Here is a 15,248-nt window from a genome sequence, read left to right on the forward strand (position 1 = left end):
TGAATGCGGGAGGTGGGACAGTCTACTCCAAGCGGTGAGCGGTGCCAGCGGCCCCCGCGTTCTGTCAGATATTTCCGAATCTGAAACAAAATGCTTCAGCCAGCAAAGCTTGGGAACTATCCTACGCGCTTGCCGGAAGCCGCCGCGTTGTCGGGGAAATACCCCAGGGATAACTTCACCGGGTCGCCACATTTGGTGACCGGGCGTGAGAAACCCGACTACATATGACAACCAGCGGCTTCGTCATGGTGGCCGTGTGCGGGCAGACTTCCGTCTGACCGGGTTTGTCCTATGTCCCGGTTTTCTCACCTCGTACACGGCCGCCACCCTGACCTCGTGAGAAAGGACCTGAATGGCGGTTTCATTGACCGCATAGGACTCTCTACCATGAAAAAAATCGTCCCAGACCCACCCCGCCTCGCCCCCTTCATCAGCATCCGCCCCACCCTCACCCGCGAAGAAGCCATGTCCGCCGCCGTCGAAGTGGCCACCGCCATTTCCGACGTCCTCGATATCTACTTCAAGACCAAGCCCGGCGAAACCCAGGACCGCCTGTTCACCGCCAGCGACTACCTCGGCCAGCTCGCCTGCGCCCTGCTCGAGCACAAGCCACAGGTGCAGCCATGAGCCGCGGCCATACCGCAGGCCGCACCACCTGCCTGGACCTGTTCAAGATCGAGCCGGGGGTTACCTTCGAGGATGCCTTCAGCGAGCTGTCGGTGCTGCTCGGCTGCATTCGCCACCTGACCTGCGAAGCGGAAATGGAGGGCGACCTGCTGGCCGGCAGCTCGGCGCGCATCCTCAGCGCCATGGCCAAGGCGCTGATCGACGACATGGAACTGGGGTTGAATCGCGCCAGATAATCTGATGACCGCATCGCGGGGCAGGCCCGCGCCCACGCCCACATTGCATATCTGGCGTGAGAGCGGGCTTGCCCCGCGATGACTGCATGACATTCCCCACCGAACTCCCAGCGCCCCGCCCTGTCATTTCCTAGGCAGGCCATCCACCCCGGCGCGTCTAAGCTCTTTGGGTTGGCCTAACGCTCGCTTCCAAGGAGGAAGAATCATGTTGCTGTTGTGGTTGCTGGTCCTGGTGCTTGGCGCCGCGTATCTCTTGCACCGGCGCCTGGCGCCCCTGCAGATCCTCGCGGCCATCGCCGCCTATACCCTGCTGATGGGCATCTTCAGCACCGCGCCAGGCTGGCTGCTGGCGCTGATCTGGGTGGTGATCGCCGTCAAGGCGGCCTTCTTCGCCCTGCCGGAGCTGCGCCGTAAACTGTTCACCGCACCGATGTTCAGCTGGTTCCAGCGCGTCCTGCCGCCAATGTCCCCCACCGAGCGCGAAGCCATCGATGCCGGCACCGTGTGGTGGGACGGCCACCTGTTCAGCGGCCGCCCCGACTGGGACACCCTGCTCGACTACCCCGCGCCCAAGCTCAGCGAGGAAGAACAGGCCTTCATCGACGGCCCCACCGAGCAACTGTGCGCCATGGTCAGCGACTGGCAGATCGGCCAGGACCTCGACCTGCCGCCGCAGGCCTGGGACTTCATCAAGCAGCACGGCTTCTTCGCCCTGATCATCCCCAAGGAATACGGCGGCAAGGGCTTCTCGGCCTACGCCCACTCGCAGGTGGCGATGAAACTGGCCACCCGCAGCGGCGACCTGGCCTCCACGGTGATGGTGCCCAACTCCCTGGGCCCGGCCGAGCTGCTGCTGCACTACGGCACCGAGGCGCAACGCAATCACTACCTGCCGCGCCTGGCCCGCGGCGACGACATCCCCTGCTTCGCCCTCACAGGCCCCCTGGCCGGCTCCGACGCCGGCGCCATGCCCGATACCGGCGTCATCTGCAAAGGCCAGTGGCAAGGCGAGGAAGTCATCGGCCTGCGCCTGAACTGGGAGAAGCGCTACATCACCCTCGGCCCGGTAGCCACCCTGCTGGGCCTGGCTTTCAAGGCCTACGACCCCGAGCACCTGCTGGGTGAGCAGGCCGAGCTGGGCATCAGCCTGGCGCTGATCCCCACCGACCTGCCGGGCGTGGAGATTGGCCAGCGCCACCTGCCCCTGGGCGCGGCGTTCATGAACGGGCCCAACAGCGGCAAGGATGTGTTCGTGCCGCTGGACTGCCTGATCGGCGGCCAGGAAATGCTCGGCAAGGGCTGGATGATGCTGATGAACTGCCTGTCGGTGGGCCGCTCCATCTCCCTGCCCGCGGTCGGCACCGGCGCGGCCAAGTACACCAGCCTGGTCACCGGCCAGTACGCCCGCGTGCGCGAACAGTTCAACGTGCCACTGGCCGCCTTCGAGGGCATCCAGGAGTCGCTGGCGCGCATCGGCGGCAACGCCTGGCTGATGGACAGCGCCCGCCTGCTCACCGCCCAGGCCGTGGACCTGGGCGAAAAACCCTCGGTGCTGTCGGCGATCCTCAAGTACCACCTCACCGAGCGCGGTCGCGAATGCATCCAGCACGCCATGGACGTGCACGGCGGCAAGGGCATCATCATGGGCCCGAACAACTACCTGGGGCGTAACTGGCAAGGCGCGCCGATCTTCATCACCGTCGAGGGCGCCAACATTCTCTCGCGCAACCTGATGATCTTTGGCCAGGGCGCCATCCGCTGCCACCCGTTCGTGCTCAGGGAAATGGCCCTGGCCGGGCGCGAGGACCATGACCAGGCGCTCAAAGAGTTCGACGACCTGCTGATGCAGCACATCCTGTTCGCCGCCGGCAACGCCGCCAGCACCCTGGTGCTGGGTCTGGGCCTGGGGCATTTCGAGAAGGTCCCGGGCGACGCCCTGAGCCAGGGCTATTTCCGCGCCCTCAACCGCCAGGCGGCGGCCTTCGCTTTGCTGGCCGACCTGTCGATGATGCTGCTGGGCGGTGCGCTCAAGCGCCGCGAGCGCCTGAGCGCCCGACTGGGCGATGTACTCAGCTACCTCTACCTGTCCAGCGCCGCGCTCAAGCGCTACCACGACCTGGGCTCGCCCGAGCACCTGCGCCCGTTGTTGCGCTGGGCAATGGAGGAAAACCTGGGCCAGGCGGAAAAGGCGCTCGCCGCGCTGCTCGACAACTTCCCCAACCGCTTCATCGGCTGCGCCCTGCGCGTGCTGGTGTTCCCATTTGGCCGCAGGCATAGCGGTCCGAGCGATGAGCTGGATGCCGAGGTGGCCGCCTTGATCGGCCGGCGCAAAGGCGACCCGGCGCTCGAAGCAGTGCTGGAGGGCTGCTTCAGGCCTCAGGCCGAAGGCGACCCGGTGGCCGCGCTACAGACGGCCTGTGACCTGCTGGACGATGCGGCCCCCTTGCACAAGGCGCTGCATCAGGCGGTCAAGGAAGGCAAGGTGCAGGCGGCAGCCGGGCAATCGGTGATCGACGCCGCCATCGAAGCGGGTGTGCTGCAAGCGGAGGAAGGCCAGCGCCTGCATCAAGCCGAGCAGGCACGCCGGGTGGTGATTGATGTGGATGCGTTCGACAAGGCGCAACTGGAGCCTGTGACAGGCAAGATTCGCTGATAGGACGACGGGTCGCTGTGCGGCCCTTTCGCCGGCTTGCCGGCGAAAAGGCCGGGTGCCTCCCTCGCCCAACCGGCGTATACTCCGCCCCCCGTTTCAACCACCGAGGAGCGCCGCCATGGCCAACCCCCACCTGGAATACCACCTGCAACTGCTCCACCACCTGCGTACCATCCTGGCCGCGCTGGGTGAAGCCGAACAGGTCCCGGAGGAAAGCCACGCCCTGTTCCTCGAGCGCTTCGACGAACTGCTCACCCTGCTGCCGCAGGACCCGCTGCAAAGCCAGTACCTGGGCCAGGACCTAATCTGCCAGGTAATCCAGCGCTATCCGCAGATCGCCCATCTGGTACCTCGCGACCTGCTGTGGTTCTTTGCCGGCGACTGCCTGCATTTCATGCCGGATGAAGAGCTGGAGCTTTATCAGCAGTTGGAAGAACAACACTACGAAGCAGAGCAGAAGGGTGAAGCATTTGATTGGGCCATGGAAAAGCAGGCCAGGATCGAAGCCATTACCCGGAATCAAGCCTAGGGTATGTAAAAAGAGCTGCCTGCGCGACGAAACCACGTTGAAAACAGGCTGATGCGCCAGCCCGGTCGGAATGCTCATTCCTACTACGTATAGTCGAGCATAACTCCGACCGTTCCTCGTCTGTTTTCGCTTTGCTTGATCGCCCCGTGACGACTTCTCGGACAAACCCTAGTTATTGGCCAAGCTCAGGCTCGTCAGGACAGTTATCCGCATCATTACAATACTTGATTTCTACACGTGAAAGCTTTCCTTCAATTTTCTTATCATCATAGACCCGAAGCATCTTGAATGACTTATGTGGAATAAAACCTTCTTTCAGGCCTGAAAGTCTTGTCAGCGCATATTTATCCACAGAGGAATCGCGCTTGAGAGTCTTTATCGTGTAAACAAAACAACCCGGCTCATTAGGCCATCCACCACATCCTTTATTTTCTTTACAGTATTGCTCTCCGCAAAATTTTATCTCCACGCCTGCCTTAACCCCCGAGAGAGTAAAAGTGTAAACATTATCATCGCCGCATGCCGTTTTATCCATATGATAGAATTTATAGCCTCTAACAATGGAAATCTGACACTCAGTTCTCTGATTACCATTAGTCATGGTAAGAACCCCAAGCTGGTCTTCCGCGCTTGCCATCTGACGCCCCAAAAAAACTGTCAGAATGGCTAAGACCATGGTATATATCATCTTCATATTCAGCCCCATCTAAATTCGCTTATTACTTGAAGTGCTGGGCGGTAAATTTTACCGCCCCTGCCAACCGCCTGTGCGTACACATCAAGCGTTCGGATCGCGCTCATGGGTCATTTCAGCAATAATCTGCTCCCCGCCTTTGACAAACGAGACATCGCCATCCGTACCCGTCTGGCTTACCAGCTCATTGCCTCGGTAGAAGCGTTGCTGCCTGACGTCGCCTTGCTCGGTGCCGATGAGAATATCCAGCGCGTCATAGTGATACCGAACCTCGACATCCTGTCCCTGGACACTGAGCAAACGGTTCAGGTGGTCATATTTCAACGTACGCTGCTCTTCGTCGTTGATCAGGTTGCCATTGCGGTCATAGGCAAGTTTTATCTCGACCGGGTATTTCCCTGCCCCCGTTGTGTGCGTGTTGGTTATCCGGCTCAATTGAACCGGGTCATCATTTTCAAAGTGGTAGGTCGCCGTGTTGCTGCCACCATCGAACGTCGTGATCACTTCCCGAATATTGTCCAGGCCATCGAACTTGAAACTCTGCCCAGTCATCGCGTTGCCATAGGGATCCAGCGGCCGCTGGTCGCCCGTGCAACGGTATTCGATCAAGCGTTGGCGCAAGTCATACTCATAGGTCTCCATGCGTATTTCCTGGCCCCGGCCATCGCTGCCTTCGGTCAGGGCGCGGCTGCGCATGGCATCGGCATCATCGTAGGTCTGCACCAGGGTCTGGGCGAAGCCCTCGGCGGTAAAAGTACGGTGCGTCTCACGGTCAAATTCGTCGAACGTCAATTGGGTGTCGAGGGTCTGCCCGGTCTTCGTGTCGCGGGTCTTGTGCAGGTACATGCGACCTAGCTCGTCATAGTGGAAACTGGTTTCCAGCAATACTTCGCCCTTCTCCCCCTCTTTCTGGCCTGGTGCGTACATCGTCGTCGACATCAGTCGGCCGTGGGCGTCATAGCCGTTGACTTGCACCTGCCCGAGCACATCGGTGTACTCGAGCAGGCGCCCGCGGTGGCTGTAGACATAGGCCATGGTGTGGGTGACCGGCGATGCCCCTTCATGGCGAGCAAAGGTCTCCCGCTTGAGCTGGCCGGTCTGATAGTACTCGCGCTGGAGCGTCTGCAGTGGGTTGCCGCCTTGCGCAGGCACCTCCCAGCCGTTCAGGCGGGCATTGATCTTGTCGTAGTCATACACCACGTCACTCTGCTGAACCTGAGTGCCCAACCCACGGGTCATTGGCTTCTCGCTCAATCTCAGCTCGTAGGTGTAGTCGATCTGTCCTTCCGGGGTGATCACTTTTTCAGGCTGGCGCTCACCCGGCTTGTAGCTGAGGGTTCTCACTCGACCGCCAATGTCTTCATGCGCCAGGCGCCCCAGCCCGTCGATCGATCGGATCCCCAGCACACGAGGTGCCTGCTTGCGCTGCCCATCGCCAACCTCCGTCACATCGATAGCCACTTGCAGGTCTTCACGGCTGTGCAAGGCATACTGGCGCTGGACAACCGAGGTAGTCAGCGCATCGGGGTCATCGCTGTAGCTGATCGCCTTGGGCCGTGTCTCATGGGTGGCCCGATCAAACGCATCATAGGCAAACGCGGTGACCCGGGCCGTTGCATTCTCACCCGTGGTTTGTTGCGCAACCCTTGCCAGCCCGTCGTACAGGGTGGTCTGTAGGCTGACTGGTTTCTCGTCGAGGCCACGCCGTTGAACCCATACGGGTGCATCGGCCTTGTTCATGCGGGTCTCGGACACGCCGGTCTTCTTCGCCCCAGACCCTGTCCACTCACGCCAACTTTTGGTCACACGCCCATCGTGAACTTGCGCACCTGGGCCGACCGGGTCGTTCTGCTCGACAACACGGACCCCGTCCGGGCCGACCGTCACGGCCTGCTGTCCCCAACCGTCATACTCGTAGGCCGTCCTGAGGGTGAGGTCCGCTTGACCTGGCCGCCAGTCATGTTCGGTTTCGTACAGCAACTGACCCAGCGGGTCATAGCTAGCGCTAGACAACTGCCGAAGGTCGTCAGGTTTGGCGCCGTCATTGTTATCCCAATCTTCACGCCACTCCGCGACCACCCGCCCTAGACCATCGACATGCGTGCGCGTCGTCACCCCGTTGACGTCGATACGTGCCTGCCAAGCCTCCTCGTCCACAGGATTTTCCCACGACCCATTGTTGGGACAGAGTGCGTAGCTGTAGATCCGCCGGGCTTCGTAACCGTCCTTGTCCTCCGGCGCGACGATCTCGGCCACGACCTGGCCCAGTTCGTTGTGCTCGGTGCGAATCCGCACGTCGTTATCATCAACGGCCAGCACCTGCTCACCGGTGAACTGCGAATGCTCCGACGTGACGGTCTTGCGCCGCGAGTCCTCGGGCCTGCCGTCCTCGTGATCATGGCCGGTCACGGTCTGGGTGGTGACCAGCACCGGCTCGGCGCGGAAGGTGCCCAGCGCCTGCGGCACGTATTCAAACGTGGTGGTAGTGGCCAGGCCGTTGAGGGTGACCTTCTGCTCCTTCACCCGGCCATGCAGCTTGCCGTCGGCGGGTGCGTCGAAGTACTGGTACTCGGTGGCCTGCAGCAAGGTGCCAGCGTTGCTGGTGCCTTCATAGAGGTTTTCATCCGCCATCCGATGCCACCTGCGTACCTGGTTCCCGGCCGCGCTGAGCGGCTCGCCCTGCTGGTAACGGTGATGCTGGTACAGCGGCTTGGCGCTGCCATGGCGGGCCTGCGGATCCGGGTGGGTGGTGGTGCTCTTGAGGTGGCGACGGAAGCCTTCGGCGTCTGGCGGGCAGTCGTTGCCCTCGCCCTCGGCGCTGTACCAGTCGTAGACGGTGCGCACGCCGGTGGCCTCGGTTTGTTCCTTGAGGTTGCCGTCGGCGTGGTAGTCGCGCCTGGTGGTCGTCTGCTCGCGTGTGCTCCCCGGGTTTCTGGCCCACTTGTCGAGGGTATCCAGGGGCAATTGGCAATACGCCACTTGCTGCTCGAAATAGCCGTTGCTGATCTTGTAGGTGGTGGTGGCGTCGTGGGTGTAGGTGACGGTCCGGCCCTCTTCCTGCTGCACCTGCTGGGTACGTTCGAGCAACAGCAGGTGGAAGCGGTTGAAGCGGCGCTCGATGGTGCGCGTGATCGGCCCGCTGACCCGTTTCTCGATCGAGCCATACAGGTAGTCGCCGGTATAGCGGTACAGGTAGTCCAGGCCGGTGTCCGGGTTGCGCAGGTTCAGGCCGGCCCCGAGGAAGTTATGGCCCGCCGCATAGCCGCTGCCGGCATCGCTGGAGAGCACGTAGTCATAGCTGACCTCGGTCTTGGGCTGGCCGGAGCGGGGGTCGATCTCGTGCCTCAGGACCCGCGGCAGGGTCGCCGAACTGTTGGGGATGACATGGCCCTTGTCGGGGGCGCTGTAGCTGACGGTTTCACGGGCGCCGAGGGGCGTGCGCACCTTGTCGATGCAGTGGTAGCCGTCGATCTGCGTGTAATGCAGGCGCCAGTAGGGGTAGACCTTTTTCTCGGCATCATTGGCCGTGGGCAGGCGCACCGAGGTCACTAGCTGGTTCTGGTCCAGCTCCAGCTGGTACTCGACGCGACTGCTGTCGCTGGCGTTGGGGTTGAGCACCAGGCGGATAACCTCTTTGACCTCTGGCCGCTCCGGCACGTTGAACGACTCGCGCTCGAGCGAGAAGATCTCGCGGCTCTGGTCACGGATCGACGCCAGCCGCGGCTTGCCGCCGACCAGCGTGTAGGCAAGGGTGATCCCGTGGCCCTTTTCCGAATACACCTTGGTCGGCATGGCCAGGGTGGTGCCGCGCTGCAGTTCGAGGATCTCCACCAACCCCGAGCGGTGGGCAAGGCGGAAAGAGTCGGCGCCAAACGTCTCCAGGTGGAAGCTGTCGACCTTCTTCTCGGACATGCCCATCCCGGGCTGCCCGTCCACGGGGCCGGTCACGGCAAAGCTTTCGCCGCTGTGCACGGAGACAATCCGGCTGGCGGTGTCGTACTGCGACAACTGCAGGTTCCAGCCGCGGCCATAGCCCGAGTCGTTCACGTTGAGCGGGTTGAAGAACAGGGTCAGCGGCAGGCTGGGGCCTTGCAGGTCATTGGCCTGGGTTTCACGCAGGTTGATGGAGAACGTGTACTGGCCGGTACGTGGATCGACCCCGCCTTGCAGGTAGCTCATGAAGTTGAAAGCCTTGGAATGAAGCGCGGTATCTGCAGACATGCTGAAATGCTCCTCGTAAAGAAAATATGCTGCTCACTTTATTCACATGATCTATATACAGCGCCGCCTGAGCGAAATACTCAACCAGCGAAACGCCCTCGACAATGGCTACCACTCATCCCCCGGCTTGGCCTCCTTGACAATCAGAAAGTCTCGATAACGACTCTCATGGTCAGTGTCATAAGAAACCCACAAGTCGACAGTATTGCCTTGACTATCCTGAAGGCGATACAACAGGCTTTTCTTGAAAGGCTCCACATATTTTTTATCGGCTTCACTGTAGTAATACTCATCAACCCGGAAGTTACCAATAATCAAACCCGGAGCGGCAAAATCCCCAGCCTCTATATCTTCCCCCAAATAGGCAGGATCAGGCATAGAAGATTTAGGCTTGGGTAGCAGTTCACTAAGCCCATCAACATGAAATTTCATGGTTTTCGGCCTGGGGGTCCCGTTCTCCGCCGACCAAAACGCCCAACCGGTATAACTCGCCGTAGCGACCTGATCGTGGTCATCCTCCCACAGAACTATGGAATCGCGATCAACAGGGTCCGCGGGGGCCGGTTCGGCGGCCGGATCTTCAGATCTTGCATTCGCAAGGGCAACTGCGCCGGTCATTACCTTGACCTTGAAAAACTTCCTTTCTTGCTTCGACGTTAACTTCCAATAATCCACGGAATCCAACACCAGATCGAAATCTTCGTCCTCGTTTCCCCGGCGATCCGGTCGTATCCGCGTACGCGAAAGTAAAAAATCGTCCGTACGGACCGTATGCTCTATGACCTTCACTTTAATTTCCGGATTCCCAACCACGCTTGCTTGGTTGCTGTAGTGCCAGGCACCATGGCGATCCTGCAACCCGGCATAACAGTCAATATGACCAGACACTGCGGCCCTACTGAGCAAGTAATATTGTTTCTTGGCGAGTATCACAGGGGGCCCCTGTACACCGGCAGATTGCGTCGAACCTGCCAGATCATAGGCATTCCTGTCTCGGTTGAATGCCCACAGCGCCTGCTGCTTCGGAAGGGGGCCACGTTGTTCTGGCAGTTGCAGATGCGTGGCCTTTGAAAACAGGCGCACGCTATCCACTTCCCCGATCTGGAGCTCTATTCCTTCCGCTGCCATCTCTATCCCAACTTCGACCTGCATATGCCCATTGCCATAAATGTGAGCATCGCCGTTAAAATTGCTGGCTTTCAGGTCGAATGACTTGAGCGAATCCCACACTGGCATGTCGGGGACGTTGATGATGGTCGCGACTGCAGTCCCCACCTTGCTGCCCAATAACCAAAGATCGGCGATCACGCGATCCGAACCGGTATCGGTCTTGCCCGCGGTGTAGCCACCTTCAGCATCGATCTGGCCGCGCATTTGCTGATCGCCCGAGACCCGTTCAACCCTCCAGCTCACCTTTTTGCCTTTGAACGCCGAGAGCTTGAACTTCACTTTGTGCCCTGGCCCGACGGCCAGTGGCCCTTTTGGCAAAAGATCAAACGTCGGGGTTCCCTCTTGATGTATGGACAACCGTCGCGCACCGGCCCGTTGCCTATGACGCTTGCGCATCGCTTGGGCGGCGCTCAGGCCTGGGAAACGATCGAGGGGCAGAGGCCGTACCAGATGCCCTTGATAAAGATGGTTTTTATATTCGAATGTCCCGATAATCAGCACGAACGCATCGGCAGCATCCGGGTCTGGCCTGTAGTGGTCATCCACAACTTCACCCGGCCCCTCTACCGTCCAGACAACATTTTCCAACGGCTCTTCACTTTCACCGAGCCAAGCCTCAAGCTTCAGGCCCTTGTCGGTCACCTCTGCGCCAGGCCAGATTTCCAGCTCCGGGTCACCATGCTGGGAAAGGACCAAGCCCAGACGCACGTCCTGGGTCACCGTGTTGGTCGTCACGACTCTGTCGATCACATAAGTGCGTCCTTCCTGCTTGGGTCCCGGCGTGTACACGGCCACCGAGGTATCACCGTCAATGGCGAACGTGCCTTTGACCCCCTCCTCGCCCTCGACATCCCATTGATACTCGGCCGCCCCCTGCTCCATGGAAGAAGCCACGAACCGGACCTGCTCTCCCACGTCTTCATGGCCACGTACCAGGTGCTTGAACAATGGCCCCATCATCACCCGAACGGTGCTGACACTCACCAACGCCGAGCTGCTCATGCGCGTCACAGGGTCCTCGGCTACCACCTTGATGCGCCAGTTGCCAGCAATCGCTGGGGGGGTGTACACACCCGATGTTTCCTCCATACCTTCGATGCTTGGGGTTCCCGGCAACGCCTCGACGCGCCATTTCACCCCAGGGCGCGGCGGCTGCAGCGTGAACGTGAAGGGTTGCCCAGCCTTCAACTGGGCCTCCTGCTGCTCGATGCGGAACTGGCCTTCTGCTTTGTCGAAAGCCCCCACCACCACAAGGTTGTTGGGCGTGGCGCCGACCTGCCAACGCAGGTCGTCGGTGTCGAACAAGCGCAGGAAGGGCAGCAACTGCTCGGCAACATTGATCAACGGGCGGGCGTTGACCGCTTGAAGGTAGGCAGCCCGGACAATGTGCTCAAGGGCACTGGCCATCTCGTCCTGCAGCGCCGTGGGCAACTCCTCTGGCAAGTGCTCGATCAGCGCCGGCTCTGTCGCCGCCGCCAACCACCAGCCCTCCAGCAGTTCACCGGCCGTACCGGCCCCCTTGAGCTGCAAGCTGTAGTTCAGCTGCGGCTGCACCACCACCGAGTGGGTGGTCCACGCCTCTGAACCCGCAAGCTGGTAACGAAATTCAATACGGCAGCGCGGTCGCCAGGTCTGGATCGCCCGATCCGGCTCGAATGCCACTTGCAATTGCGCGTCAGTCGTCGCGTCAAGGGTGAACGCTTCATAAGCGATGGTCAGATACCCGCCATCGTGCAGACCTCCCGGTATTGGCATCTCACCCTGATCAACAGTGATCCTGGGCAGCGGCTGGGTTGACGACTCGCCATAGTCATACCGCCCGCCCTGCAGGCTCGCCATAATGCTCTGGCCAAAGGCTACCCGGTGCAGCAGGTGGCGCGACAGCAAGGCGGTGCAGCCTTGCCCGCCCGCACCGTCCGAGCCCAGCAGATAGGGAAAGGTGTCCCCCCCGCGCGGGAAATCCACTGGCCCGCCGTGCGCGAAGTTGACGAACAGCAGCACGTTGCTGGGGGGCGTTTCGCCTGCCGCCACATGTGTATTGCCGTCGATCTGTGTGCGCAGTTCCATCCTCGCGACTTGGCGCAACGGGTTGTCGTCGCTGGCTTGCACCTGGGCAAGCCGCAACTGGGCCCTTGGTGTCTCCAGGTCAAGCAGCATCTCCTTGAACAGCTCTGCCGCTGCCTTCTTGATAACCTCTCCCGTACCCACAGCCAGTTCGTGCTCAACGCCATCTTTCAGACTGGCCCCCAACTTGCCCTCACGGTACGTGATCGGCAGCTCCAGCCCAGCGTCGATCCCGCTGTAGGGTGGGTGCTCACTGAGCGTCAGAACCGAACCCAGCCCCTCTGTGCGAATCTGTGCGCCACCTTCCAACACTGCGGACACTTTTACATTGGGGTTGCCGTAATTGGTGGCGGCAACTTGCACGGCAAGGTTGGAAAGACGATAGCCGGCCAGCTCATATTTCTGCCGGCTGTCTTGGATGAGGATTTCCCCCCCCAGCCCCTCAACCCCTTGGTCAACGGCGAGCCGTTGCAGGCCATTGTGCTGCAACGCCGCATTGACCAGCTCCAGGGGCAAGCCAATGATCATGTCCCAACCGTAAAGCCTGCGGTTGTTGTCACTTGATTCGTCCGCCATCCAGGACAGCAGCGGTGCTGGTATTTCGAAGTTCATCTTGTGTGCTCCTAGGGGAGGCGCGAAACGTTAGAAAAAGGCCCTGACAAAACGTCTAACCCTTTCTATCCAGTATCGAGACTGATGGCTGTTGATTACCCGCTGGCAACTTGTACTCGCGCAGAGGCAAGGGCAGGATGACCAGCCCTCTGGCGGTACGGAATGGACTAAACGCCTTGAACTCGATCAACGCAAAGCGGTGTGCCGCTCCGGACACTGGCGTATAGATGGCCTCACCGTGCTGCGACCCTGGGACAGGCTCGATGCCTTCGGGACCGACCAGGACCGTCCAGGTGACTTCATCATCTTCGGGATGAATCGTAACTTTTGGCCGCAGGCGTGCACTGCTGCCCGCGACCACATCGCTCACATCGATTTCGGCAGGCCCGGCGATCATGGGAGTGATCAGATAAATCCTGAACGTGTCCGTGTCCGGTGCCCCTGGGTCCGTCACCACGACCTCGTCGAGCACGTAGGATTTGCCGCGCTCGGCTGCTGGCGGCGTGTAGCCCACGTCACGACCTGTCGTGGCATCCAGCTCGCCTTTCGCCTCGCCTTCCAGGGACCATTGCAGGACAGCGGGGTCCTCCAGCGTCGAGCTGGCCACCAACTGCTCCTTGCGGCCGGGGACGCAGATCTTCACCAGCGGTGATATGAGCAGGTTGGTTTTGGTGACCGTCGCCAAGGCGTAGCTGTAGGCCCCTGACTCGGTCGTGGCCTTTATCCGCTCACGCCAGAGATTGCCTGGGAACTTATCTGCGGCGGGTGCCTGGTAAAGGCCGCTTAACTCATCGATGGTCCCCAGGGCGTTGCCACCGTTCAACGCTTCGACACTCCAGCGCTTGATGGGGCTGGGGCCAGTGGCTTGCATCCGCCGGGACTGATCACTGCCGACGATCAACCACTGCGGCGTCAGGGTGGGCGCATCCTTGTGCACGGCAATCTGTGCAAAGCGGGCAACGTCACACGGGCCATAGGTATCACTGCCGACGATCAGTTCATCGAAGCCCAGCGCAAGCAAGCGGTCGAGAAGCGCATCGGCTTTCTGGTCGATGGCGACCATCTCATCAAGCTTCGATACCGCACGGCTTGCGAAGATATCGACCTGCTCCAGGCACAGCACAACCGAACGGGCCGCGCTCTGTTTTGCGGTGTTTTCATCGTCTTGGTAATGCAGGCGGTAGAAGTACTCGTAGAGGGACTCCTCCCAGCGGTCCAGATCCACATGTGAGAGCGTCCCCAGTTGGCGCACGACCTTGACTGGCGGCCCGTCATCGACCGTGTAGTCAGTGGTGTAACTCATCTTCAGCACTTCAGTCTTCCTAGACTTTGGCGAAACGGGCGCGCCGCCACGCATTGCCGCCAGCTTGTCGATCACCACCTCAATCTCGATCTCGTCCCAGGTCAAACTGCCCTTGTTCTCGTGCAGTTCCAGGGTGAAATTGAAAGCGTCCGCTTGCCTTCTACTGGAATCGTTGTTGATCGCCAATCTGAGGTGAAATTTCAGGCTGTTTTCAATGAGTTTGGTGGTGCGCGGTTCCTGAGCCTCGATATTCTTGAGCTTGATCCGCCCCAAACGCTCACTGTCATACTCGACCACAGGGGTCTGCTTAAAGGATTCGAGCCACTTGGGATACAGTGCCAACAACATCGTGCGCCGGATACCCAGCACTAACGTCGCCGTGGAATTTGGACGGTCGATGGGATGCAAGTATTTAAAGTCGTGGCTGGTCGACGGCGGTGTGCCTTTGAAATCTTCCTTCATGCTGATGAATATCAGCAGTGAGCCGTCGCTGTCGGTATCACGCTGGGTACGCAACGCGAACGCGTGTGGGCGCATATGAGCGGGCGCTTCACCGGGTTTGATTACGCCCAGGGGAAAGATCCGGTGGTCATCAGGCAAGCTCTCGAACAGCGCCTTGAACAGTGCGCCGGTGATGATCCGCAGGTTTTCGTCCTCGTCGATGTCAACCGAAAAATCGCTGCTCTTGCTCAGGTCCAGCAGCAGCTTGCCGTCTTCCCTTATCACACCATCCACTTCGTCGAGCTGCAGCGTCAGGCTGAGAACCGGGCCATGCAGCGGCGTGATGGCATCCAGCGCGGCGACCTTGTAACCATCGGTGATTGATTCGAGCGTCACCTTGGTTCCGTCGATGATCACCATGTTCAAATAGGCGAGCGAATCGTCGAGGTCTTCATTGGCGAATGAGAGCCTGGGCATGTCCAGTTGAAAGTCATGCAAGTAATACCGCAGGTATTCGTCCTCTACCACCGGGGCACTGAATGGCTTGAAATAGCTGTCAGCGGAAAAGCGCCTGATGTATTCCTGCTCGAGCAAGTGATTGACCTTTGCGCCGTGCAGCGCCACCACCACGTCTTCGGGTGATACACGGGTCTTGATCTTTAGCCAGTCGAGCAGGACTTGTATATTGTCTGCCATTT

Annotated in this window: 8 protein-coding genes; 4 read left to right on the forward strand and 4 right to left on the reverse strand. The window is 60.3% G+C overall.

Annotation, left to right across the window (positions count from 1 at the left end; genetic code table 11):
- Window positions 1-387: 387 nt before the first annotated feature.
- The 4 genes from C3F42_RS07570 (at window position 388) to C3F42_RS07585 (ending at window position 4,045) form a co-directional block, all read left to right on the forward strand.
- A complete protein-coding gene (locus tag C3F42_RS07570; RefSeq protein ID WP_023631456.1) occupies window positions 388-627 on the forward strand; it encodes a hypothetical protein in 240 nt (79 codons plus the stop codon).
- On the forward strand, window positions 624-863 hold the full coding sequence (locus tag C3F42_RS07575) for a DUF3077 domain-containing protein (protein WP_023631455.1): 240 nt from the start codon (window positions 624-626) through the stop codon (window positions 861-863). Before C3F42_RS07570 ends, C3F42_RS07575 begins: the two co-directional genes overlap by 4 nt.
- A 205-nt stretch (window positions 864-1,068) precedes the next feature.
- Window positions 1,069-3,516: an acyl-CoA dehydrogenase gene (locus C3F42_RS07580; protein ID WP_104444247.1), complete on the forward strand. Its 2,448-nt coding sequence runs from the start codon at window positions 1,069-1,071 to the stop codon at window positions 3,514-3,516.
- Between the two features lie 118 nt (window positions 3,517-3,634).
- Entirely contained in the window at window positions 3,635-4,045 is a 411-nt protein-coding gene (locus C3F42_RS07585) for a PA2817 family protein (RefSeq protein ID WP_104444248.1), read from the forward strand.
- A 172-nt stretch (window positions 4,046-4,217) separates the two neighbouring features.
- On the opposite strand, the gene C3F42_RS29320 is transcribed toward C3F42_RS07585, so the two are convergent.
- The 4 genes from C3F42_RS29320 to C3F42_RS07600 form a co-directional block, all read right to left on the reverse strand.
- Window positions 4,218-4,739, reverse strand: coding sequence for a hypothetical protein (locus C3F42_RS29320; protein ID WP_158659544.1), 522 nt, complete (start codon window positions 4,737-4,739; stop codon window positions 4,218-4,220).
- An 84-nt stretch (window positions 4,740-4,823) separates the two neighbouring features.
- On the reverse strand, window positions 4,824-8,960 hold the full coding sequence (locus C3F42_RS07590) for an RHS repeat protein (RefSeq protein ID WP_104444249.1): 4,137 nt from the start codon (window positions 8,958-8,960) through the stop codon (window positions 4,824-4,826).
- Between the two features lie 108 nt (window positions 8,961-9,068).
- Entirely contained in the window at window positions 9,069-12,806 is a 3,738-nt protein-coding gene (locus C3F42_RS07595; protein WP_104444250.1) for a hypothetical protein, read from the reverse strand.
- A gap of 55 nt (window positions 12,807-12,861) precedes the next feature.
- On the reverse strand, window positions 12,862-15,246 hold the full coding sequence (locus C3F42_RS07600) for a hypothetical protein (RefSeq protein ID WP_104444251.1): 2,385 nt from the start codon (window positions 15,244-15,246) through the stop codon (window positions 12,862-12,864).
- Window positions 15,247-15,248: the final 2 nt, after the last annotated feature.

The organism is Pseudomonas sp. PONIH3, from assembly GCF_002934345.1.
In the GTDB taxonomy this organism is placed as follows: domain Bacteria; phylum Pseudomonadota; class Gammaproteobacteria; order Pseudomonadales; family Pseudomonadaceae; genus Aquipseudomonas; species Aquipseudomonas soli.